Origin of the sequence: Kosakonia quasisacchari, assembly GCF_004331415.1 — a bacterium.
GTDB lineage: Bacteria > Pseudomonadota > Gammaproteobacteria > Enterobacterales > Enterobacteriaceae > Kosakonia > Kosakonia quasisacchari.
In genome coordinates this window covers 30,789-51,389 of record NZ_SJOP01000022.1, presented here as the reverse complement: position 1 = coordinate 51,389, position 20,601 = coordinate 30,789, and the positions used below count along the sequence as shown (strand labels likewise).

General features: G+C 54.4%; 21 protein-coding genes. 12 read left to right on the top strand and 9 right to left on the bottom strand.

The features are described from left to right. Nucleotides 1–275: 275 nt before the first annotated feature. Genes hemY through hemC form a run of 4 tightly spaced genes read right to left on the bottom strand, consistent with a single transcriptional unit; the run spans nucleotide 276 to nucleotide 4,335 of the window. Nucleotides 276–1,472, bottom strand: a complete 1,197-nt coding sequence (hemY, locus tag E0L21_RS20195) for a protoheme IX biogenesis protein HemY (protein ID WP_131412642.1) — start codon at nucleotides 1,470–1,472, stop codon at nucleotides 276–278. Nucleotides 1,473–1,474: 2 nt separating this feature from the next. Further along, a complete protein-coding gene (gene hemX / locus E0L21_RS20190) occupies nucleotides 1,475–2,635 on the bottom strand; it encodes a uroporphyrinogen-III C-methyltransferase (RefSeq protein ID WP_131412640.1) in 1,161 nt (386 codons plus the stop codon). A 21-nt stretch (nucleotides 2,636–2,656) separates the two neighbouring features. Continuing rightward, a complete protein-coding gene (hemD, locus tag E0L21_RS20185) occupies nucleotides 2,657–3,397 on the bottom strand; it encodes a uroporphyrinogen-III synthase (protein ID WP_131412638.1) in 741 nt (246 codons plus the stop codon). Then, complete coding sequence (gene hemC, locus E0L21_RS20180) at nucleotides 3,394–4,335, bottom strand: hydroxymethylbilane synthase (protein ID WP_131412636.1); 942 nt, start codon at nucleotides 4,333–4,335, stop codon at nucleotides 3,394–3,396. The genes hemD and hemC overlap by 4 nt, the downstream gene beginning before the upstream one ends. 311 nt (nucleotides 4,336–4,646) lie before the next feature. On the opposite strand from hemC, the gene cyaA reads away from it, so the two are divergent. Next, complete coding sequence (gene cyaA / locus E0L21_RS20175; RefSeq protein WP_131412634.1) at nucleotides 4,647–7,190, top strand: class I adenylate cyclase; 2,544 nt, start codon at nucleotides 4,647–4,649, stop codon at nucleotides 7,188–7,190. A gap of 34 nt (nucleotides 7,191–7,224) precedes the next feature. Here cyaA and cyaY read toward each other — a convergent pair whose 3' ends face one another. Next, entirely contained in the window at nucleotides 7,225–7,545 is a 321-nt protein-coding gene (gene cyaY, locus E0L21_RS20170) for an iron donor protein CyaY (protein WP_131412632.1), read from the bottom strand. Nucleotides 7,546–7,682: 137 nt separating this feature from the next. Here cyaY and lptM point away from each other — a divergent pair, with 137 nt between their 5' ends. From lptM to corA, 8 genes are all read left to right on the top strand, one after another. Continuing rightward, nucleotides 7,683–7,886 (top strand): LPS translocon maturation chaperone LptM, encoded by a 204-nt coding sequence (gene lptM, locus E0L21_RS20165; RefSeq protein ID WP_131412630.1) that lies wholly within the window; start codon nucleotides 7,683–7,685, stop codon nucleotides 7,884–7,886. Nucleotides 7,887–7,922: 36 nt separating this feature from the next. Then, a complete protein-coding gene (gene dapF / locus E0L21_RS20160) occupies nucleotides 7,923–8,747 on the top strand; it encodes a diaminopimelate epimerase (RefSeq protein WP_131412629.1) in 825 nt (274 codons plus the stop codon). Continuing rightward, on the top strand, nucleotides 8,744–9,451 hold the full coding sequence (locus tag E0L21_RS20155) for a DUF484 domain-containing protein (protein WP_131412627.1): 708 nt from the start codon (nucleotides 8,744–8,746) through the stop codon (nucleotides 9,449–9,451). The genes dapF and E0L21_RS20155 overlap by 4 nt, the downstream gene beginning before the upstream one ends. Next, nucleotides 9,448–10,350, top strand: a complete 903-nt coding sequence (xerC, locus tag E0L21_RS20150; RefSeq protein ID WP_131412625.1) for a tyrosine recombinase XerC — start codon at nucleotides 9,448–9,450, stop codon at nucleotides 10,348–10,350. Before E0L21_RS20155 ends, xerC begins: the two co-directional genes overlap by 4 nt. Continuing rightward, complete coding sequence (gene yigB, locus E0L21_RS20145; RefSeq protein WP_131412623.1) at nucleotides 10,350–11,066, top strand: 5-amino-6-(5-phospho-D-ribitylamino)uracil phosphatase YigB; 717 nt, start codon at nucleotides 10,350–10,352, stop codon at nucleotides 11,064–11,066. Before xerC ends, yigB begins: the two co-directional genes overlap by 1 nt. A 49-nt stretch (nucleotides 11,067–11,115) precedes the next feature. Beyond that, on the top strand, nucleotides 11,116–13,278 hold the full coding sequence (gene uvrD, locus E0L21_RS20140; RefSeq protein ID WP_131412621.1) for a DNA helicase II: 2,163 nt from the start codon (nucleotides 11,116–11,118) through the stop codon (nucleotides 13,276–13,278). Nucleotides 13,279–13,426: 148 nt separating this feature from the next. Further along, the gene (gene ysgD, locus E0L21_RS25505; RefSeq protein ID WP_353609977.1) at nucleotides 13,427–13,483 is read left to right on the top strand and encodes a YsgD/CorL family protein; all 57 of its coding nucleotides are present in this window, start codon (nucleotides 13,427–13,429) and stop codon (nucleotides 13,481–13,483) included. Nucleotides 13,484–13,637: 154 nt separating this feature from the next. Next, nucleotides 13,638–14,588 (top strand): magnesium/cobalt transporter CorA, encoded by a 951-nt coding sequence (gene corA / locus E0L21_RS20135; RefSeq protein ID WP_017459737.1) that lies wholly within the window; start codon nucleotides 13,638–13,640, stop codon nucleotides 14,586–14,588. A gap of 36 nt (nucleotides 14,589–14,624) precedes the next feature. On the opposite strand, the gene E0L21_RS20130 is transcribed toward corA, so the two are convergent. The 4 genes from E0L21_RS20130 to yigI form a co-directional block, all read right to left on the bottom strand. Further along, nucleotides 14,625–15,017 (bottom strand): DUF2628 domain-containing protein, encoded by a 393-nt coding sequence (locus E0L21_RS20130; RefSeq protein ID WP_131412619.1) that lies wholly within the window; start codon nucleotides 15,015–15,017, stop codon nucleotides 14,625–14,627. Next, a complete protein-coding gene (locus E0L21_RS20125; RefSeq protein ID WP_131412617.1) occupies nucleotides 15,010–15,435 on the bottom strand; it encodes a hypothetical protein in 426 nt (141 codons plus the stop codon). The genes E0L21_RS20130 and E0L21_RS20125 overlap by 8 nt, the downstream gene beginning before the upstream one ends. Nucleotides 15,436–15,567: 132 nt before the next feature. Continuing rightward, the gene (gene rarD / locus E0L21_RS20120; protein ID WP_131412615.1) at nucleotides 15,568–16,464 is read right to left on the bottom strand and encodes an EamA family transporter RarD; all 897 of its coding nucleotides are present in this window, start codon (nucleotides 16,462–16,464) and stop codon (nucleotides 15,568–15,570) included. A 55-nt stretch (nucleotides 16,465–16,519) separates the two neighbouring features. Further along, nucleotides 16,520–16,987: an acyl-CoA thioesterase YigI gene (gene yigI / locus E0L21_RS20115; protein ID WP_017459741.1), complete on the bottom strand. Its 468-nt coding sequence runs from the start codon at nucleotides 16,985–16,987 to the stop codon at nucleotides 16,520–16,522. Nucleotides 16,988–17,146: 159 nt separating this feature from the next. Here yigI and pldA point away from each other — a divergent pair, with 159 nt between their 5' ends. The 3 genes from pldA to rhtC all read left to right on the top strand — a co-directional run bounded on the left by pldA (nucleotide 17,147) and on the right by rhtC (nucleotide 20,591). Then, on the top strand, nucleotides 17,147–18,016 hold the full coding sequence (pldA, locus tag E0L21_RS20110; protein ID WP_131412613.1) for a phospholipase A: 870 nt from the start codon (nucleotides 17,147–17,149) through the stop codon (nucleotides 18,014–18,016). 67 nt (nucleotides 18,017–18,083) lie between these two features. Continuing rightward, nucleotides 18,084–19,910, top strand: coding sequence for an ATP-dependent DNA helicase RecQ (recQ, locus tag E0L21_RS20105; protein ID WP_131412611.1), 1,827 nt, complete (start codon nucleotides 18,084–18,086; stop codon nucleotides 19,908–19,910). A 60-nt stretch (nucleotides 19,911–19,970) separates the two neighbouring features. Next, entirely contained in the window at nucleotides 19,971–20,591 is a 621-nt protein-coding gene (rhtC, locus tag E0L21_RS20100; RefSeq protein ID WP_131412609.1) for a threonine export protein RhtC, read from the top strand. Nucleotides 20,592–20,601: the final 10 nt, after the last annotated feature.

Below are 20,601 nucleotides of genomic sequence, written 5' to 3'. Positions count from 1 at the left end.
CGCGTAGATGCTCATTCCATCTCTTATGTTCGCCTACAGGCCTCATAAACTCAGGAATGATGCAGAGCCGTTTACGGTGCTTATCGTCCACAGACAGATGTCGCTTCGGCCTCATCAAACACCATGGACATAACGTTGAGTGAAGCACCCATTTAGTTGTCAAAGACCTGTTTTAACGCCTGCCTGAATATTCTGGCAGGCGTTTTTTTATGTCGTAACACTCTATGCTTCGAGTTGCAGGTGCTTTAGCTTTCCTGCAACTCGAATCAAGTGTGTTAGTGAGGCGGGTTATTTTGCAGCGTCAATAACAAACCGTCACGGCGCATGGTGGCGGCTTCATCCGGTTGATGCAGGCGATCGAGACAATCTGCGAGCCAGGCATAATCAAACGCGTCCGCGCGCTGTTTCAACGCCGCACGAAACGCAAGGCACGCTTCCTGCCATTCACCGTGCTTCATCAACGATTGCCCCAGCGTACTCCATAGCAGTGGGCGATCGCCCTGCGTTTTGATTTGCTGGCGCAGGACTTTTTCGATCTGCTCCGGATTATTGGTTTTCAGGCGAGGGATGACCAATACCAGGCGATCGTCATATTGGCGCTTCAGGCCATCAAGAACGATCTCCTGTGCGGTATCGTGATCGTCGCACTCAATTAAGTGTTCGGCCATGGCCACCTGCAATACCACTTGCTGGCGGGTTTTGCGGCTCTGGTTTTTCCACCAGGTTTTCAGCCCCTCGCTGCCTTGATCGGCACGCGCTTGATCCATCATGCCGATCCACGCCTGCTGCTGCAGAAGATCGCGGTGTTCATCGTCGCCAACGTTGGCTTTCGCCATCGACGGGATGATATCCACCAGCGACGTCCACGCGCCGGTACGGATATAAGCCTGCTCTGCCAGACGCAATACCTCAGGATGGCGAGGCGTGATTTCCAGTAACTTGTCCACGCCATGACGTGCGGCGTGGTTTTCGTTTCGCGCCAGTTGCAGACGTACGCGCGTGATTTCCACCGGAATCGGATCTTTTTCCGCCAACTCTGCGGCGCGTTCCAGATGCTGATTCGCGCGGACTTCATCGCCACGTTGCTGCGCCGCTTCCGCCGCCAGCAGATAGTTAACTACGGGTTGCTCCGCGTGGTCGGCATTCTTCGACATCAGCTTTTCAACCTGCTGATAATCGCCTTCCGCCAGTTTCAGTAGCGCCTGCTCTGTCTGTTTACGGGCGCGACGGCGTTTGCGGCCAACGAACCAGCCGCGGGTATGCGAACCGGTACGGAAAATGCGGCGCAGCACCCATTCAAGAGCGAAGATAACCACTAACGCCAGCACCAGAATAATGACCAGCCCGGTGACGCTGGTTTCAACGTTGTAGTTATCGGTCTGGATCAGCACGTATCCCTGATGCCCGGCGAGCATAGGGCCAAGCACGATCCCGGCGATCAGCAGTGCAAAGAGCAATAACACTTTTAACATGGTTACTCTCCTTGTGCTGCGTCGGCGGCGGCAGGTGCCTGTTCAGACGCTACGGCTGGCTGGGCCATCAGATTGCGTACACGTGTCTGCATCAGCTTTTCAAGAATTGGCTGGCTTTGCAGTGATTCCGGCAAATCCATGGCAATGGTTTGCTGGCTCAGCTTGTCCACTTCCTCGAGAAATGCTTTGGTCGCGGCATCATCGGTATCGTAGTAGGCCCGCACCCAAGTGGAGACGTTATCCAGCGCTTGCTTGTAAGTCTCTTCCTGGTGACGCGGAACGGCCTGCGCGGCAACCAGCAGGCGCGAACGGATATTCTCACGCAGATAGATATCCTGATTAGGTGCGAGCAGCGGCACGGCTGTTTCATCACGGCGACGAATGGTAATAAAGCTGTCCATAAAGTTCTGCCAGCTTTTTTGCAGGTTTACCCGCCATTCGCTGATGGAGCCGGACAGCTCGCTGCTGTCCGCATCCATCGGGGTATCATCATCGTTATTATCCGCCAGACGCAGGTTATCAATCTGGTTGGAAAGCTGATTTAACTTCAGAATGGCGCCGTCGTAGTCCACCTGGGTGATAGCGGAAAGGCTGGCGATATCGTCAGTAATCGCGCGGCGGGCGGTAATAAGACTCGGATCGTTCATATCCGCCAGGCTGGCATCGGCGCTTTTCAGCAGTGCCGCCGCGGTGGTGACGTCCTGATCGCTCCACAGTTTGCGACCGGCCAGTTTCACCAGAAAATCAGCCTGAGCCAGTTGCCAGGTTTTGGCGTCAGAACCGGAAATGGTTGCCACTTTCTGCTGCACTTCATTCAGCTCTTTTGCCAGCATGTCGTTCTGGTGTTTAGCCGCTGCAAGCTCGCTGGATTGCTGCTTGATTACGCCTTCCAGCTCCGCACGCTGCTTATCCTGCGACTGTTGTAACGCAATAATCTGGTCGGCGAGTTCGCCATTGTTGGTGTTTAGGGTTGCCGTCTGCTGTTTTACCCAGCCATAAAGCCCTGCGCCAGATGCCAGTGCAATCGCGATGGCGATGGCGCTGAGTGCAAGGCTGGTCCTGTTAGCGCGTGCGTTTTTCTCTGCTTTCTCCGGCGGCGGCGTTGCGCCGTCAGCCGCTTTGGTCTCTTCAACCTCGGCGGAGGAGTGTTGTTGTTCCGTCATTATGGCTTCCCATTATGAGAGTTATTGTAATGCGCGAAGCAGCGCATCGTTGTCGGCATTGTCAGCGACCTGAATATCCTGCCAGCCCAGATCCCGGGCGAGGTGCGCCAGACGTTCGCTTACCACGACCAGGTGGCAGCGAAGTAACCAGTTCTCCCGATACCAGGGAGGAATAAGTGAATACAGTTGTTGCATCATTTCGCCGCTGGTGACCACAAGCGTGGTCACACCGCGTGTATGCCAGCGCATCGCCTCTTCCGCGCCATCATAAAATTTCGCGCTGCGTTGATAGCACTCGCAAAACTCCACTTCAGCACCGCGCGCCGCCAGCGTTTCAGCCAGCACTTCTCGCCCGCCGTTACCCCGTAAGATTAGTGCATGCTTGCCCTGAACACTTTGCAATTCAGGTAATTGTAGCAACACTTCACTGATTTCCCGATCAAAGGGATAGCGCACGTCAATCCCGCTGACGGTGTGCAGTGCCAGCGCTGTGGTGCGACCAATCGCGAAATAATGTGGTTCGTTCGGAAAGGCCAGGCCGTGTTGTTGCAGGTGCGCGTGAGCGAATGAAACGGCATGTTGCGACAGCGCAAACACCATGTCGTCTGCGGTTAAGGCGGCAAGCCGGGCTGGGAGCGAACTCAACTCACGGCCCGGTGTAAATTCGATCAACGGAAAGCTCCAGGCCTCCAGCCCCAGTGTGCGCAGTCGGCTCACTAATTCTTCCCCTGCGGGGGACGGGCGGGTGACCAGAATGCTCATGCGGGGGCGTCTCCGTTATAAATTTCGGCCAGAATGGCGCGTGCGCCATTATCCAGTAACTCTTCCGCCAGCGAGATACCAAGCTGCTCGGCATCCTCCAGGCGGCCACGACGTTCGCCGCGAACCATAATGGAACCGTCTGGCGCGCCAACCAACCCACGCAGCCAGATTCCGCCATCAATCAGTTCAGCATAGCTGCCAATTGGCACCTGGCAGCCGCCTTCAAGACGCGTATTCATGGCGCGTTCAGCTTTCACGCGAACGGCGGTGTCGTCGTGGTTTAGCGGCGCGAGCAGGGCGCGAGTACGCGTATCGTCCAGGCGACATTCGACACCCACCGCACCCTGGCCAACAGCAGGCAGCGAGGTTTCCGGCGGTAGCGCGGTGCGCACACGAGAACCTAGTCCAAGGCGGTTAAGACCGGCAACGGCGAGAATAATCGCGTCATATTCACCGTTATCCAACTTGCTAAGACGTGTACCGACATTCCCGCGCAGGGAGCGGATAACCAGGTCCGGGCGATGCTCAGCCAACTGACACTGGCGGCGCAAGCTGGATGTGCCGACAATGCTGCCAACGGGCAATTCGTCGAGCGAGTTATAGCGATTTGATACAAAAGCGTCGCGTGGATCGTCGCGCTCACAGATGGTCACCAGACCAAGCCCTTGTGGGAAATCGACCGGTACATCCTTCATTGAATGCACGGCGATGTCGGCACGGTTTTCAAGCAGAGCCAGTTCGAGTTCTTTGACAAACAGGCCTTTACCGCCCACTTTTGCCAACGGTGTATCGAGGATCACATCTCCGCGAGTGACCATCGGCACCAGTTCAACCGTAAGCCCCGGGTGGCTCGCTTCAAGGCGTTCCTTAACGTATTGTGCCTGCCAGAGCGCAAGAGGGCTTTGCCGTGTGGCAATTCTTAAAACATTGTCTAACATGCTTGTTACCGTCGTTATCGTCCGTTGACCATCCTAACATTGTTGCATTAGGGTGTCAGTGCTCGCGGTAGATTGCATGGGTGCGAGAAGGCAATACCTCTGCAATGCAGGCGCAATCGGGCTGTAATTCGGACTTTACAGAGAGTGTTTGCTGCTACACTGGTTTGTAGCGCATCTTTCTTTACGGTCAATGAGCAAGGTGTTAAATTGATCACGTTTTAGACCATTTTTTCGTCGCTACCCCTATAAAGATAAGGGCGGAAAAAGGTGACGGCTATTTTGGATTTTCTGTAAACATCAGGCGATATGTCTTGTACCTCTATATTGAGACTCTGAAACAGAGACTGGATGCCATCAATCAATTGCGTGTGGATCGCGCGCTTGCTGCCATGGGGCCTGCTTTCCAGCAGGTTTACAGTCTGCTGCCTACATTGTTGCATTACCACCATCCGCTGATGCCGGGCTACCTTGAAGGTAACGTTCCCCAGGGCATTTGCTTTTACACGCCTGATGAAAACCAACTTCACTACCTGAACGAACTCGAACTGCACCGTGGCATGCCGTCGCAGGTTTCGCCAAAAGGCGAGCTGCCGATCACCGGCGTCTATTCTATGGGCAGTACCTCATCGGTTGGGCAAAGCTGTTCCTCGGATCTTGATATTTGGGTCTGTCATCAATCCTGGCTTGATAATGAAGAGCGCCAGCTGTTGCAGCGTAAGTGCAGCCTGCTGGAAAGTTGGGCGGCCTCGCTCGGCGTTGAAGTGAGCTTCTTCCTGATTGATGAAAACCGTTTCCGCCACAATGAAAGTGGCAGCCTCGGCGGTGAAGACTGCGGTTCTACGCAGCATATCCTGTTGCTTGACGAATTTTACCGCACCGCCGTACGCCTGGCCGGTAAACGTATTCTATGGAATATGGTGCCGGGAGACGAAGAAGAGCATTACGACGATTACGTCATGACGCTCTATGCACAAGGTGTTTTAACGCCAAACGAATGGCTGGATCTGGGAGGTCTAAGCTCCCTTTCGGCGGAAGAGTATTTCGGTGCCAGTCTGTGGCAGCTATATAAAAGCATCGACTCCCCGTACAAAGCGGTGTTGAAAACGCTGCTACTGGAAGCCTATTCCTGGGAGTATCCCAACACGCGTCTGTTGGCGAAAGATATCAAACAGCGTCTGCACGATGGCGAAATTGTCTCGTTTGGTCTCGATCACTACTGCATGATGCTGGAACGTGTAACGGGGTATCTGGTTGCGATTGAAGACACCGCGCGTCTCGATCTTGCTCGTCGATGTTTCTATTTAAAAGTGTGCGAGAAACTGAGTCGCGAGCGCGCCTGCGTTGGCTGGCGTCGTGAAGTGATTTCGCAACTGGTGAAAGAGTGGGGCTGGGATGATGCGCGTGTAGCAATGCTGGATAACCGCGCGAACTGGAAAATCGATCAGGTTCGCGAAGCGCACAACGAACTGCTCGACGCGATGATGCAGAGTTACCGCAACCTGATTCGCTTTGCGCGCCGTAACAATCTGAGCGTTTCCGCCAGCCCGCAAGATATCGGCGTATTAACCCGTAAGCTGTACGCGGCGTTTGAAGCGCTGCCGGGTAAAGTCACGCTGGTGAACCCGCAAATTTCACCGGATCTCTCCGAACCGAATTTAACCTTTATCCATGTGCCGCCGGGCCGCGCCAACCGTACGGGCTGGTATCTTTACAACCGCGCGCCAAATATGGATTCAATCGTTAGCCACCAGCCGCTGGAATATAACCGCTACCTTAATAAGCTGGTTGCCTGGGCGTGGTTTAACGGTCTGCTGACGTCGCGTACGCACCTGTTTATTAAAGGCAACGGCATTGTTGATCTGCCGAAGTTGCAGGAGATGGTGGCGGATGTTTCCCATCACTTCCCGCTGCGGCTGCCTGCGCCGACGCCAAAAGCGCTCTACAGTCCTTGCGAAATCCGTCACCTGGCGATCATCGTTAACCTGGAGTACGACCCAACTGCGGCGTTCCGTAACCAGGTGGTGCATTTTGATTTCCGTAAACTTGATGTGTTCAGCTTTGGCGAGCAGCAAAATTGCCTCGTCGGTAGCGTAGATTTGCTCTATCGCAACTCGTGGAATGAAGTCAGAACTCTGCATTTCAACGGCGAGCAGGCGATGATCGAAGCGCTGAAAACCATCCTGGGTAAAATGCATCAGGATGCCGCGCCGCCGGATAGCGTCGAAGTGTTCTGCTATAGCCAGCATTTACGCGGCCTTATTCGCACGCGTGTACAACAGCTGGTGTCAGAATGTATTGAGTTACGCCTCTCCAGTACGCGCCAGGAAACCGGGCGTTTCAAAGCATTGCGTGTTGCCGGTCAAACCTGGGGGCTGTTCTTTGAACGTCTGAATGTCTCTGTGCAGAAACTGGAAAACGCGATTGAGTTTTACGGCGCGATTTCTCACAACAAGCTGCATGGCCTGTCGGTGCAGGTGGAAACCAATCACGTTGAATTACCTGCTGTAGTGGATGGTTTTGCCAGCGAAGGAATTATTCAATTCTTCTTTGAAGAGACCGGCGAAGAGGGCTTTAACATCTATATTCTGGATGAGAGCAACCGTGCGGAAGTCTATCACCACTGCGAAGGCAGCAAAGAAGAGCTGGTGCGCGATGTCAGCCGTTTCTATTCTTCATCTCACGATCGCTTTACTTACGGTTCGAGCTTTATCAACTTTAACTTGCCGCAGTTCTACCAGATTGTGAATGTTGAAGGGCGTGCGCAGGTGATTCCGTTCCGTAATCAGGCAATCAGCACCGCGACACCGGCAAATCAGGATAACGACGCGCCGTTGCTGCAGCAGTACTTCTCCTAAGCAGTTTGCCCGGCGTTTCTCCGGGCAATAAATTTCAGCGGAAACTGACCGTTTCTCCCGCCTGATGGCTCGCCGCCTGTTCCAGCAGATCCCAGAACGTTTCACCGCTGCGATCGCATATCCATTCGTCATCTTTCAGGTCAAAATGGTAGCCGCCTTGCTTGGTTGCCAGCCAGACCTGGTGTAGCGGTTCCTGACGGTTAATAATGATTTTGCTGCCGTTTTCAAAGCTGATGGTCAGCACGCCGCCGTTGATTTCGCAGTCGATATCACTGTCGCCGTCCCAGTCATCCAGGCGTTCTTCGATGGTCAGCCACAGGCCGTCGGCGAGGCGATGAAATTCACTGTCGTTCATTCTCTTATCCCGTTTTTTATGATGGCAGCAGTATAACGCGAAACATTTCCCGATGCCCTAAACGCGCAAACTCTTGCTTTTGTGTCTTCTCCTGCGATGATAGAAAGCAGAAAGAACGAACTTACAGGCAACTTATAATGAAAGATGTGTTTCGCACGCTGGCCGTACTGCTGACTCTGTTTAGCCTGACGGGCTGTGGTCTGAAAGGCCCACTCTATTTCCCGCCCGCAGATAAAAGCGCGCCGCCGCCAACCAAAACGCAAACCAGCACGATTCAGCCGACCACGCCGGATAAAAACGATCGTGGCGATGATGGCTCGCCGACGCAGGTGAATTACTGACGTTACCGTTCTGTATCCGCGCAAATGGAGTAGATGATGCAGTTCTCAAAAATGCATGGCCTTGGCAACGATTTTATGGTCGTCGACGCGGTAACGCAGAATGTCTTTTTTTCCCCGGAGCTGATCCGTCGTCTGGCGGATCGCCATCTTGGCGTAGGGTTCGACCAGTTGCTGGTGGTTGAGCCTCCCTACGATCCTGAACTTGATTTTCACTATCGGATCTTTAACGCCGATGGCAGCGAAGTGTCGCAGTGCGGCAATGGCGCGCGCTGCTTCGCCCGTTTTGTTCGCCTGAAAGGGTTGACCAATAAACGTGATATCCGCGTCAGTACGGCGAACGGTCGTATGGTATTGAGCGTAACGGAAGATGAGTTAGTGCGCGTGAACATGGGCGAGCCGAACTTCGAACCATCGCAGGTGCCGTTTCGCGCGAACAAAGCGGAAAAGACCTATATTATGCGCGTGGCAGAGCAAACAATATTGTGCGGCGTTGTCTCGATGGGCAACCCGCACTGCGTGATTCAGGTGGATGACGTTAATACCGCCCCCGTTGAAACGCTGGGGCCGGTTCTGGAAAGCCACGAACGTTTTCCTGAACGTGCGAACATCGGCTTTATGCAAGTCGTTAAACCGGACATCATTCGCCTGCGCGTTTATGAGCGCGGTGCCGGGGAAACCCAGGCCTGCGGCAGCGGTGCTTGCGCGGCTGTCGCTGTTGGTATTTCGCAGGGGCTGCTGGCGGAAAATGTTCGCGTGGAGTTACCAGGCGGTCGACTTGATATCGCATGGAAAGGCCCGGGCCAACCATTGTATATGACTGGCCCGGCGGCACATGTCTACGACGGGTTTATTCAGTTATGAAGCAGCCAGGGGAAGAACTACAGGACACATTTACACAGCTGGATGACCGCGAGGTCATTGATTATCTGCTGCGTAACCCTGATTTCTTTATCCGCAATGCGCGGCTGGTGGAACAGATGCGCGTACCGCATGCGGTGCGCGACACGGTTTCGCTGGTGGAATGGCACATGGCGCGTTCGCGCAATCACATCAATGCGCTGGAAGAGAACATGACGCTGTTGATGGAGCAGGCCAGCGTTAACGAAGGTCTGTTCTATCGCCTGCTGCGTTTGCAGGGGCGGCTCGCATCAGCGCCGAGCCTCGACGAGTTGCTCAACCGTTTCCATCGCTGGGCGCGTGACTTAGGGCTGGCTGGCGCCACTATCCGCCTGTTTCCCGATCGCTGGCGCCTTGGCGCGCCGTCGAAGTTTACCCATCTTGCGCTCTCCCGGCAGGCGTTTGAACCGCTGCGCATTCAGCGTCTTGGCCAGCAGCATCACTATCTTGGGCCGCTCAACGGGCCGGAGTTGCTGCTGCTGTTGCCAGAAGCAAAAGCGATAGGTTCCGTCGCGATGTCGCTCATGGGGCAGGATGGTTCACTGGGCGTTGTGTTATTCAGCAGCCGTGATGTTCATCATTATCAACAGGGACAAGGCACCCAGTTGCTGGAAGAGATCGCGCAGATGTTGCCGGATCTGCTGGAGCGCTGGATTGAGCGCGTATGACCGATTCTCCGCTGTTTTCGTTCGTCACCCGTTTTCTGCGCTACCTTAGCGTTGAACGCCAGCTCAGCCCTATCACACTTTTAAATTATCAGCGTCAGCTTGATGCCATTATTGCTTTGACCGAAGAAACCGGTCTGAAAAGCTGGCAACAATGTGACGCTGCGATGGTGCGTACCATTGCCGTGCGCAGCCGACGCAAAGGGCTGGGCGCCGCGAGCCTGGCGCTACGGCTTTCGGCGCTGCGCAGTTTCTTTGACTGGATGGTCAGCCAGGGTGAGTTGCCCGCTAACCCGGCGAAAGGCATTTCCGCGCCAAAAGCGCCACGACATTTGCCGAAAAACATCGACGTTGATGATGTTAATCGGCTGCTGGATATCGATCTTAATGATCCGCTCGCCGTGCGCGATCGCGCGATGCTTGAAGTGATGTATGGCGCGGGTCTACGTTTGTCTGAACTGGTGAATCTGGATATTAAGCATCTGGATCTGGAAAGCGGCGAAGTGTGGGTGCTGGGCAAAGGCAGCAAAGAGCGCCGTTTGCCAATTGGCCGCAACGCAGTTGCCTGGATTGAGCACTGGCTTGATTTACGCGGTCTGTTCGGCGCGCAAGACGATGCGCTGTTTCTGTCGAAGCTCGGCAAACGCATCTCAGCGCGCAATGTGCAAAAGCGCTTCGCTGAATGGGGCATTAAGCAAGGGTTGAACAGCCACGTGCATCCGCATAAGCTGCGCCACTCTTTCGCCACCCATATGCTCGAATCGAGCGGCGATCTGCGCGGTGTGCAGGAACTGCTCGGTCATGCCAATTTGTCCACCACTCAGATATATACTCATCTTGATTTTCAACATCTTGCTTCGGTATACGATGCGGCGCACCCGCGCGCCAAACGGGGGAAATAATGCGTTTTTACCGCCCATTAGGTCAGATCTCCGCGATCACCTTCGACCTGGACGACACCCTTTACGACAACCGGCTGGTTATCCAGCGAACAGAACAGGAAGCGCTGGCGTTTGTGCAGCGTTATCACCCGGCGTTAAACAACCTGGAAAACAAAGAATTCCATCGTCTGCGCCAGTCGCTGCGGGAAACCGAACCAGATATTTACCACGATGTTACCGAGTGGCGGCGGCGCGCCGTTGAACGCGCGATGCTGGATGCTGGTCTGACAGCAGAAGAAGCGGCTGCCGGTGCGAATGCAGCGATGGTCAATTTTGCCAAATGGCGCAGCCGCATTGATGTGCCGGAGGAAACCCACGACACACTGACGAAGCTAGCCAAAAAATGGCCGCTGGTGGCGATCACCAACGGTAACGCGCAGCCGGAGTTGTTCGGCCTGGGCGACTACTTTGAATTCGTGTTGCGTGCCGGGCCGGATGGTCGCTCAAAACCGTTTAGCGATATGTATCACCTGGCGGCTGAGCGTCTCGGCGTGGCGATTGGCGATATCCTGCATGTGGGCGATGATCTGACCACTGACGTTGCCGGGGCGGTTCGCTGCGGCATGCAGGCCTGTTGGATCAAGCCGGAAGGCGCAGATCTGCTGCAAGCCAGCGACAGCCGGTTACTGCCGCATGTGGAAATTTCGCGGTTGGCATCCCTCACTACGCTGATATAATCACCAGCTGTTCTGTATAAATTCCCAGTAATATTTCGCGGCGGTGCCAATGGACGTTTCTTATCTGCTCGACAGCCTCAATGACAAACAGCGCGACGCCGTAGCCGCCGAGCGCAGCAATATGCTGGTGCTGGCAGGGGCGGGGAGCGGTAAGACGCGCGTTCTGGTACACCGTATCGCCTGGCTGATGACCGTGGAAAACTGCTCGCCATACTCGATTATGGCGGTGACTTTCACCAACAAAGCGGCGGCGGAAATGCGCCACCGTATTGGCCAACTGATGGGTACAATGCAGGGAGGGATGTGGGTTGGCACGTTCCACGGCCTCGCGCACCGTTTGCTGCGCGCGCACCATATGGACGCCAATCTTCCGCAGGATTTCCAGATTCTGGATAGTGAAGATCAGCTGCGTTTGCTCAAACGCCTGATCAAAGCGATGAACCTTGACGAGAAGCAATGGCCGCCTCGCCAGGCGATGTGGTACATCAACGGCCAGAAAGACGAAGGCATTCGTCCGCACCATATTCAAAGTTTCGGTAACCCGGTGGAACAAACCTGGCAGAAGGTTTACCAGGCCTACCAGGAAGCCTGCGATCGCGCCGGGCTAGTGGATTTCGCCGAGCTGCTGCTGCGCGCCCATGAGTTGTGGCTCAACAAGCCGCATATTTTGCAGCACTACCGCGAACGCTTTACCAATATCCTGGTAGATGAGTTCCAGGATACCAACAACATTCAATATGCGTGGATCCGCCTGCTGGCGGGCGATACCGGCAAAGTGATGATCGTCGGCGACGATGACCAGTCCATTTACGGCTGGCGTGGTGCGCAGGTGGAAAATATCCAGCGCTTCCTGAAGGACTTTCCCGGCGCGCAGACGATTCGTCTGGAACAGAACTACCGTTCGACCAGCAATATCCTGAGCGCGGCGAACGCCCTGATTGAGAACAACAACGGGCGTCTGGGTAAAAAGCTGTGGACTGATGGCGTCGACGGCGAGTTGATTTCACTCTACTGCGCCTTTAACGAGCTGGATGAAGCGCGTTATGTCGTCAATCGCATTAAAGCCTGGCAGGATAACGGCGGGCAGCTGACGCAGTGCGCCATTCTTTATCGCAGCAACGCCCAGTCGCGCGTGCTGGAAGAGGCGCTGCTGCAAGCCAGCATGCCGTACCGGATTTATGGCGGTATGCGCTTCTTCGAACGTCAGGAAATTAAAGATGCGCTCTCCTACCTGCGCCTGATCGCCAACCGCAATGATGACGCCGCCTTTGAGCGCGTGGTCAATACGCCAACGCGCGGCATCGGCGACCGTACGCTGGACGTGGTGCGCCAAACCTCGCGCGATCGCCAGTTGACGTTATGGCAAGCGACGCGCGAGTTATTACAAGAGAAAGCGCTGGCGGGCCGTGCGGCGAGCGCGCTGCAACGTTTCCTCGAACTGATTGACGCGCTGGCACAGGAAACGGCGGATATGCCGCTGCATGTGCAAACCGACCGGGTGATCAGCGATTCCGGCCTGCGCATGATGTACGAGCAGGAAAAAGGCGAAAAGGGCCAGACGCGTATTGAGAACTTAGAGGAACTGGTTACCGCCACGCGCCAGTTCAGCTACAACGAAGAAGACGAAGATTTGATGCCGCTGCAGGCATTTCTCTCCCACGCCGCACTCGAAGCGGGTGAAGGGCAAGCAGATACCTGGCAAGATGCCGTGCAGTTAATGACGCTGCACTCGGCGAAAGGTCTGGAGTTCCCGCAGGTGTTTATTGTCGGCATGGAAGAGGGCATGTTCCCCAGCCAAATGTCACTGGATGAAGGCGGGCGGCTGGAAGAGGAGCGCCGTCTGGCATATGTCGGTGTGACGCGCGCCATGCAAAAACTGACCTTAACCTATGCGGAAACGCGCCGCCTGTATGGCAAAGAGGTGTATCACCGCCCGTCGCGCTTTATTGGCGAGCTGCCGGAAGAGTGTGTGGAAGAGGTGCGTCTGCGTGCCAGCATCAGCCGACCGGTTAGTCATCAGCGCATGGGTACGCCGGTTGCGCAGAGCGACACTGGCTTTAAACTTGGTCAGCGTGTCCGCCACGCCAAATTTGGCGAAGGCACGGTGGTAAATATGGAGGGCAGCGGCGAGCACAGCCGTTTACAGGTGGCTTTCCAGGGGCAGGGTATTAAATGGTTGGTGGCGGCTTACGCCAAGCTCGAAACCGTGTAACTTTCAGAAAAGTATCATTATTTTGTAATATTCTGCTAGCCTTATACGCTGAAGGGCAAATATTGCTCTTTAGCGTTTCGTTGCGTGTTGACGCCTTCTGAGTGCTGGCGTAACATGCGCGCACGATCACGCTAAGAGGACATTCGCCTTGGACACACCCAGTAGATACTGGCTCAATTTCCTGGTTTTCAGGAACAACTCCTAAGGCTATCTCCTCATGCTGATGGCCTTAGAGGTTGTCAGCGACCCGCTGTATTCCCCGTCGCGCTGAGTCAGGCTGTTTAATGGTCTGAAACCCAATTTGTTTCTTTGTGTGCCCACCGAACTGTCCGATATTTTTTGCATTGGGAGTCCCGGCTATGCTGAGCGCATTTCAACTGGAAAACAATCGTTTAACCCGCCTTGAGGCTGACGAAATCAAGCACCTCGCCAGCTCTGTTTGGGTTGATTTGGTCGAGCCGGACGATGAAGAACGTACCCGCGTGCAAACGGAATTGGGCCAGAACCTGGCCACCCGACCTGAACTGGAAGACATCGAAGCGTCGGCGCGTTTTTTTGAAGACGAAGACGGCCTGCACATTCACTCCTTCTTCTTTTTTGAAGATGCAGAGGATCACGCGGGAAACTCAACCGTAGCATTCACCATCCGCGAAGGTCGCCTGTTCACCCTGCGTGAACGCGAACTGCCGGCGTTCCGCCTGTATCGTATGCGAGCCCGTAGCCAGGAGATGGTCGACGGCAACGCTTATGAACTGCTGCTGGATCTGTTCGAAACCAAAATTGAGCAGTTGGCGGATGAAATCGAAAATATTTACAGCGATCTGGAAAAGCTGAGCCGCGTCATTATGGAAGGCCAGCAGGGCGACGAGTACGACGACGCGCTTTCGACGCTGGCGGAACAGGAAGATATCGGCTGGAAGGTGCGCCTGTGTCTGATGGATACCCAGCGCGCGTTGAACTTCCTGGTGCGTAAGGCACGTTTACCGGCAGGCCAGCTTGAGCAGGCGCGCGAGATCCTGCGCGATATCGAATCCCTGCTTCCGCATAACGAATCCCTGTTCCAGAAAGTGAACTTCCTGATGCAGGCAGCGATGGGTTTTATCAATATCGAGCAGAACCGCATCATCAAGATCTTCTCGGTGGTATCGGTCGTGTTTCTGCCGCCGACGCTGGTGGCTTCCAGCTACGGCATGAACTTTGAGTTTATGCCCGAACTGCACTGGAGCTTTGGTTACCCTGGCGCAATCATCTTTATGATCCTCGCGGGGCTCGCGCCTTATCTTTACTTCAAACGCCGCAACTGGCTGTAAAACAAAAAGGTTCAGCATAGCGCTGAACCTTTTTTATTACAGGCTCCAGTCCTGTTTGCCCTTCACTTTTAGATCGTAATACCAAATATTGGCCCGACAGGCGATGATGGCGTTGACCATATAGCCCAGGAAGCCAAGGTTAAAAATAAGCGCAACCACGATAACGACAACGTTGATAACTAAAACTAACAGGGCTTTCTTCCACAAGCCAAGGATCAGCAAATAGATAATAGAAAAAAACCAGGCGAAGAAATTGAAAGAGACTTTTATCTTCTGCCCAAAGGTCATTTCTTTATAGGCGCTTTTCCATGCCGGGGTCATCCCCCAAAAAGAGGGATAACCATTCTTCTCATAGAATGCGAAACGATACTTCCATTTGTCGCTTAATGACGGGTCACTTTTATAATCATAAGTGTTGATGTTACTCATTTTCCCCTCCTGAAATAGACACTTGGTCCGTCGAATGAATTTGTTTTAGCTGCGTCGGTGCGAGCATAAAGACGAAAAAGACCAGCACATCGTAGCCGAAATAGATTCTGATACCTAAGCTCACGCACTCTACATCACTGACAACACAGGTGGCGGCAACCGCCAGCGATGCCAGGTAGACCAGCAGTGAAAGAATGACCACATAGCGGCCTTTTGCGCCGCTATCTCGGCAGCGTTGCGCGTTAATATTTAGCTTTAAATAGGTGTAAAGCAGGAAGCACACCAGCGGCAGAATAGGCAGTTCGGCCACATTAAAGGCGACAATTAAAAAGAGAATATGCAGAAGTAAAAAGATAAGGATATATGGCCCACGCGCGAGGCACGTTTTGCCCGACGGCAAAAAAATCCTGCGGATCATTGCTGATTCATCCTGAATAACATAATGACGAAGGGGCAAACATAGCATTCCATTGCCCATTACGCGATTGAGTAAAACCTTACCTCTAAATTTTTGTAGGTATTGGGGCGGATATTCCGCCCATAAGTGTCATCAGACTTTTTTGCGTAAACCGCGCTGCGTATAAACCGCGTCGAGTACAAAGATAGCCAGCGCAACCCAGATAAAGCCGAAGGTCACCATTTTATCCGCGCCGGGATGTTCGCCGTAAAAAAGCACCGCCAGCACGAACATCAACGTCGGGCCAATGTACTGGAAGAAGCCGAGCGTTGACAGGCGCAGACGCGTTGCCGCACCGGTAAAGCAAAGCAGCGGCACCGTGGTTACGATACCCGCAGCCATTAAGAGCAGATTAAGCGACAGGCTGTTTTGCCCCATATGGCTGGTCGGGCTGTCGGTAATGCCGAACAACCAAATCGCCGCCACCGGCAGTAGCCATAACGTTTCTATCAACATGCCGGTTTGTGCTTCCACCGCAATTTTTTTGCGCAGCAGGCCGTAAAAAGCAAAGCTAAAGGCCAGGCCAAGTGCGATGACCGGCAGCGAGCCAAATGTCCACAGTTGTACCAGCACACCAATAGCTGCCAGCAGCACCGCCAGCCACTGCATGCGACGGAAACGCTCGCCCAAAAACAGCATCCCCAGCAGAATATTCACCAGCGGGTTAATAAAGTAGCCTAGGCTGGCTTCCAGCATATGGTTATGATTTACCGCCCAGATAAACAATAACCAGTTTCCCCCCACCAGCACGGCAGAGAGCGCCAGCAGCAGGATCTTTTTCGGCGTTTGCAGCAGGGCTTTCACGCTGCGCCACTGACGGCTCACGCTAATCAACGCCAGCATAAAGAAGAAAGACCAGATCACGCGATGCGTAAGAATTTCATCGGCCGGAACGAACCAGATCACTTTGAAATAAGCCGGGGCAATGCCCCAAATAAAATAAGCGGCCAGGGCGAGAAGCACGCCCAGCCGCGTCTGTTTTGCATCCATCGGGATAACTCTTAGCTGAAATGAATTCTCATGGTACCCGATTTTGATGGCGGGCTCACCCCACCATGTAGGTGGCGGTCGCGCTGGCGATATAGAGCTGCTCTTCGTTGTGCAACTCTACGCGCGCGACAGCAACTTTATTACCCGCGCGCAGCAAGCTGCTGCTGGCGGTAAAGCGCGTGCCGCGACCTGGTCGCAGATAATCGACGCGTAAATCGATCGTACCCATCCGTGCTAAACGCTGACGCAGCTCCTCTTCGCTAATGGTTTCATGGCGGGTTAACGTGCTGCCCACGCAAACCAGACCAGCAGCAACATCCAGCGCGGAGGCAATCACGCCGCCGTGTAAAATGCTTTGCGCCCAGTTGCCGACCATCATAGGTTGGTTATTGAAACTCAGCTGCGCGTACTCTTTTTCATAGCGCTCCAGCTCCAGCCCTAACGCACGATTAAATGGCATGTGATAAACGAATATCTCGCCGACCGTTTTCAGGACTTCTTCCGCTGTGAGAACAACTGACATGGCTATCTGATCCGATGAGTTAATGAAATGTTGATATTATGCTTATCGTTTGTTGATTTCCACTTTCGGAACCGATACATGAGCAGTGACTCAATAAATATGTAGAATACTTGCGGGGAAATTCGTCAATTCAACAATATGATTTGGAGCAGCAAATCGATGCGGACCTCTCTGGGTTGGTTTTTCGCAGTGCTTGCACTGCCGTTTATGGCTTACGCACAAGAAGCGACGGTAAAAGAAGTTCATGATGCACCAGCCGTGCGCGGTAGCATCATCGCCAATTTATTACAGGAGCACGACAATCCGTTCACGCTCTATCCTTATGAATCCAACTACGTTATCTACACCGATACCAGCGATATAAACAAAGAAGCGATTCGCTCCTATAACTGGGCAGATAATGCGCGCAAAGATGAAGTGAAGTTCCAGCTCAGCCTGGCGTTCCCTCTCTGGCGCGGGATTTTGGGGCCAAACTCGGTGTTCGGTGGTTCCTACACGCAAAAATCCTGGTGGCAGTTGTCAAACAGCGGAGAGTCTTCTCCATTCCGTGAAACCAACTACGAACCGCAACTGTTTCTCGGTTTCGCTACGGATTACGAGTTTGCTGGCTGGACGCTGCGCGACGTGGAGTTTGGCTTTAACCACGATTCGAACGGGCGTTCCGACCCGACTTCACGCAGCTGGAACCGCGTCTATACGCGCTTGATGGCGCAAAGCGGCAACTGGCTGGTGGAAGTGAAACCCTGGTATGTGGTGGGATCGGTTGATGACAACCCGGATATCACCAAATATATGGGCTATTACCAACTGAAAATTGGTTATCAACTGGGCGATGCGATCCTCAGCGCAAAAGGCCAATATAACTGGAATACCGGCTACGGCGGCGCGGAAATCGGGCTAAGCTATCCTGTTACCAAACACGTGCGCCTTTATACGCAGGTCTACAGCGGGTACGGCGAATCGTTGATTGACTACAATTTCAATCAGACACGTGTCGGCGTGGGCGTGATGCTTAACGATCTGTTTTAAGCATTGCAGTTTCTCTCTCAGGCGCTGAAAATAGCGCCTGTTTTTATTTCAGGTAAACGGGGTCAGAGTGGCACAGGCGGAAGTATTGAATCAGGAATCGCTGGCGAAACAGGTTTTGCAAGAGACCTTCGGCTACCAGCAATTCCGCCCGGGCCAGCAGGATATTATCGACACCGTACTGAGCGGCCGCGACTGCCTCGTGGTGATGCCAACCGGCGGTGGGAAGTCCCTGTGCTACCAAATCCCGGCGCTGGTGCTAAATGGCCTGACGGTAGTGGTTTCACCGCTCATCTCGCTGATGAAAGATCAGGTCGATCAGCTGCTGGCAAACGGTGTTGCGGCGGCGTGCCTGAACTCTTCCCAGAGCCGTGAACAGCAATTTGACGTTATCAACGGCTGTCGCAACGGCCAGATTCGCCTGCTCTATATCGCCCCTGAGCGCCTGATGCTCGACAACTTCCTCGATCAACTGCGCCAGTGGAACCCGGTGCTGTTGGCCGTTGACGAAGCGCACTGTATTTCCCAGTGGGGGCACGATTTCCGCCCGGAATACGCCGCGCTGGGCCAGTTGCGCCAGATGCTGCCTTCTGTGCCGTTTATGGCGCTGACCGCCACCGCCGATGACACAACCCGCCGCGACATTGAACGTTTGCTGGGGCTTAACGATCCGCTGATTCAGGTCAGCAGCTTCGACCGCCCGAACATTCGCTATATGCTGATGGAAAAATTTAAGCCGCTCGATCAGCTGCTGCGTTATGTGCAGGAGCAGCGCGGCAAGTGCGGCATCGTTTATTGCAACAGCCGGGCGAAAGTTGAAGACACCACCGCCCGTTTGCAAAGTCGCGGTTTTAGCGCAGCGGCCTATCATGCCGGGCTGGAAAATGAGGTGCGGGCGCGCGTGCAGGAACAGTTCCAACGCGACGATTTGCAGATTGTCGTGGCGACAGTCGCGTTTGGGATGGGCATCAACAAGCCTAACGTGCGTTTCGTGGTGCATTTCGACATTCCGCGCAATATCGAATCCTATTATCAGGAAACCGGTCGCGCCGGGCGTGATGGCCTGCCTGCGGAAGCGATGCTGTTTTACGATCCGGCGGATATGGCGTGGCTGCGCCGCTGCCTGGAAGAGAAACCCGCCGGGCCGTTGCAGGATATCGAGCGGCACAAGCTCAATGCGATGGGCGCATTTGCTGAAGCGCAAACCTGCCGCCGTTTGGTGCTGCTTAATTATTTTGGCGAAGGTCGCCAGGAACCCTGCGGTAACTGCGATATTTGCCTCGATCCGCCGCGCCAGTACGACGGCTTACAGGACGCGCAAAAAGCGCTGTCGGCTATTTACCGCGTGAATCAGCGTTTCGGCATGGGTTATGTGGTGGAAGTGCTGCGCGGGGCGAATAACCAGCGCATCCGCGAGTTTGGTCATGACAAATTACCGGTCTACGGTATCGGCCGTGAGCAAAGCCACGAACATTGGGTGAGCGTGATCCGCCAGCTCATTCACCTGGGCTTCGCCACGCAAAACATTGCCCAGCATTCTGCGTTGCAGCTTACTGAAGCGGCGCGCCCGCTGCTGCGTGGTGAAGTGCCGCTGATGCTGGCGGTACCGCGTATGGTGGCGCTGAAACCGAAAGTGATGCAGAAAGCGGCGGTCGGCAACTATGACCGCAAGCTGTTCGCCAAGCTGCGCAAGTTGCGTAAAGCGATTGCCGATGAAGAGAACATTCCGCCTTACGTGGTATTTAACGATGCGACGCTGATTGAAATGGCCGAACAGATGCCGCTATCGCCGGGTGAAATGCTCAGCGTCAACGGTGTGGGAACGCGCAAACTAGAGCGTTTTGGCCAGGAGTTTATGGCATTGATCCGCGCCCATGTGGACGGCGAAGAAGAGTAGTCAGTCTGCGAAAAAAGTGGGAGGATAGTGACCCACTGAACTATTTCCCGCGAGTTATCTATGTTGATGCTATTTCTCACCGTGGCGCTGGTGCATATCGTTGCACTGATGAGCCCCGGCCCCGACTTCTTCTTCGTGTCACAAACCGCCGTGAGCCGCTCGCGCAAAGAAGCGATGATGGGCGTGCTTGGCATTACCGCCGGTGTCATGATTTGGGCGGGCGTGGCGCTGCTCGGCCTGAATTTGATCCTCGCAAAAATGGCGTGGCTGCATAACATCATTATGGTCGGCGGTGGCCTGTATTTATGCTGGATGGGCTACCAGATGTTGCGCGGCGCGTTGAAAAAAGATCCGCAAAGCAGCGACGCGCCGCAGGTTGAGCTGGCCGCCAGCGGGCGCAGCTTTATCAAAGGGTTACTGACCAATCTCGCCAACCCGAAAGCGATCATTTACTTTGGCTCGGTGTTTTCACTGTTCGTCGGTGATAGCGTGGGCGCTGGCGCGCGCTGGGGTATTTTTATGCTGATTGCGGTGGAAACGTTCGCCTGGTTTACCGTGGTGGCCAGCTTGTTCGCCTTACCGAAAATTCGTCGGGGTTATCAGCGTCTGGCGAAGTGGATTGATGGTTTTGCGGGTGCACTGTTTGCCGGTTTTGGTATCCACCTGATTATTTCCCGCTAAGCAGCACAAG

Coding starts and splice junctions, on each gene's coding strand:
- hemY (WP_131412642.1), bottom strand. CDS start 1,472: ATGTTAAAAGTGTTATTGCTCTTTGCACTGCTGATCGCCGGGATCGTG.
- hemX (WP_131412640.1), bottom strand. CDS start 2,635: ATGACGGAACAACAACACTCCTCCGCCGAGGTTGAAGAGACCAAAGCG.
- hemD (WP_131412638.1), bottom strand. CDS start 3,397: ATGAGCATTCTGGTCACCCGCCCGTCCCCCGCAGGGGAAGAATTAGTG.
- hemC (WP_131412636.1), bottom strand. CDS start 4,335: ATGTTAGACAATGTTTTAAGAATTGCCACACGGCAAAGCCCTCTTGCG.
- cyaY (WP_131412632.1), bottom strand. CDS start 7,545: ATGAACGACAGTGAATTTCATCGCCTCGCCGACGGCCTGTGGCTGACC.
- lptM (WP_131412630.1), top strand. CDS start 7,683: ATGAAAGATGTGTTTCGCACGCTGGCCGTACTGCTGACTCTGTTTAGC.
- dapF (WP_131412629.1), top strand. CDS start 7,923: ATGCAGTTCTCAAAAATGCATGGCCTTGGCAACGATTTTATGGTCGTC.
- E0L21_RS20155 (WP_131412627.1), top strand. CDS start 8,744: ATGAAGCAGCCAGGGGAAGAACTACAGGACACATTTACACAGCTGGAT.
- xerC (WP_131412625.1), top strand. CDS start 9,448: ATGACCGATTCTCCGCTGTTTTCGTTCGTCACCCGTTTTCTGCGCTAC.
- yigB (WP_131412623.1), top strand. CDS start 10,350: ATGCGTTTTTACCGCCCATTAGGTCAGATCTCCGCGATCACCTTCGAC.
- uvrD (WP_131412621.1), top strand. CDS start 11,116: ATGGACGTTTCTTATCTGCTCGACAGCCTCAATGACAAACAGCGCGAC.
- corA (WP_017459737.1), top strand. CDS start 13,638: ATGCTGAGCGCATTTCAACTGGAAAACAATCGTTTAACCCGCCTTGAG.
- E0L21_RS20130 (WP_131412619.1), bottom strand. CDS start 15,017: ATGAGTAACATCAACACTTATGATTATAAAAGTGACCCGTCATTAAGC.
- E0L21_RS20125 (WP_131412617.1), bottom strand. CDS start 15,435: ATGATCCGCAGGATTTTTTTGCCGTCGGGCAAAACGTGCCTCGCGCGT.
- rarD (WP_131412615.1), bottom strand. CDS start 16,464: ATGGATGCAAAACAGACGCGGCTGGGCGTGCTTCTCGCCCTGGCCGCT.
- yigI (WP_017459741.1), bottom strand. CDS start 16,987: ATGTCAGTTGTTCTCACAGCGGAAGAAGTCCTGAAAACGGTCGGCGAG.
- pldA (WP_131412613.1), top strand. CDS start 17,147: ATGCGGACCTCTCTGGGTTGGTTTTTCGCAGTGCTTGCACTGCCGTTT.
- rhtC (WP_131412609.1), top strand. CDS start 19,971: ATGTTGATGCTATTTCTCACCGTGGCGCTGGTGCATATCGTTGCACTG.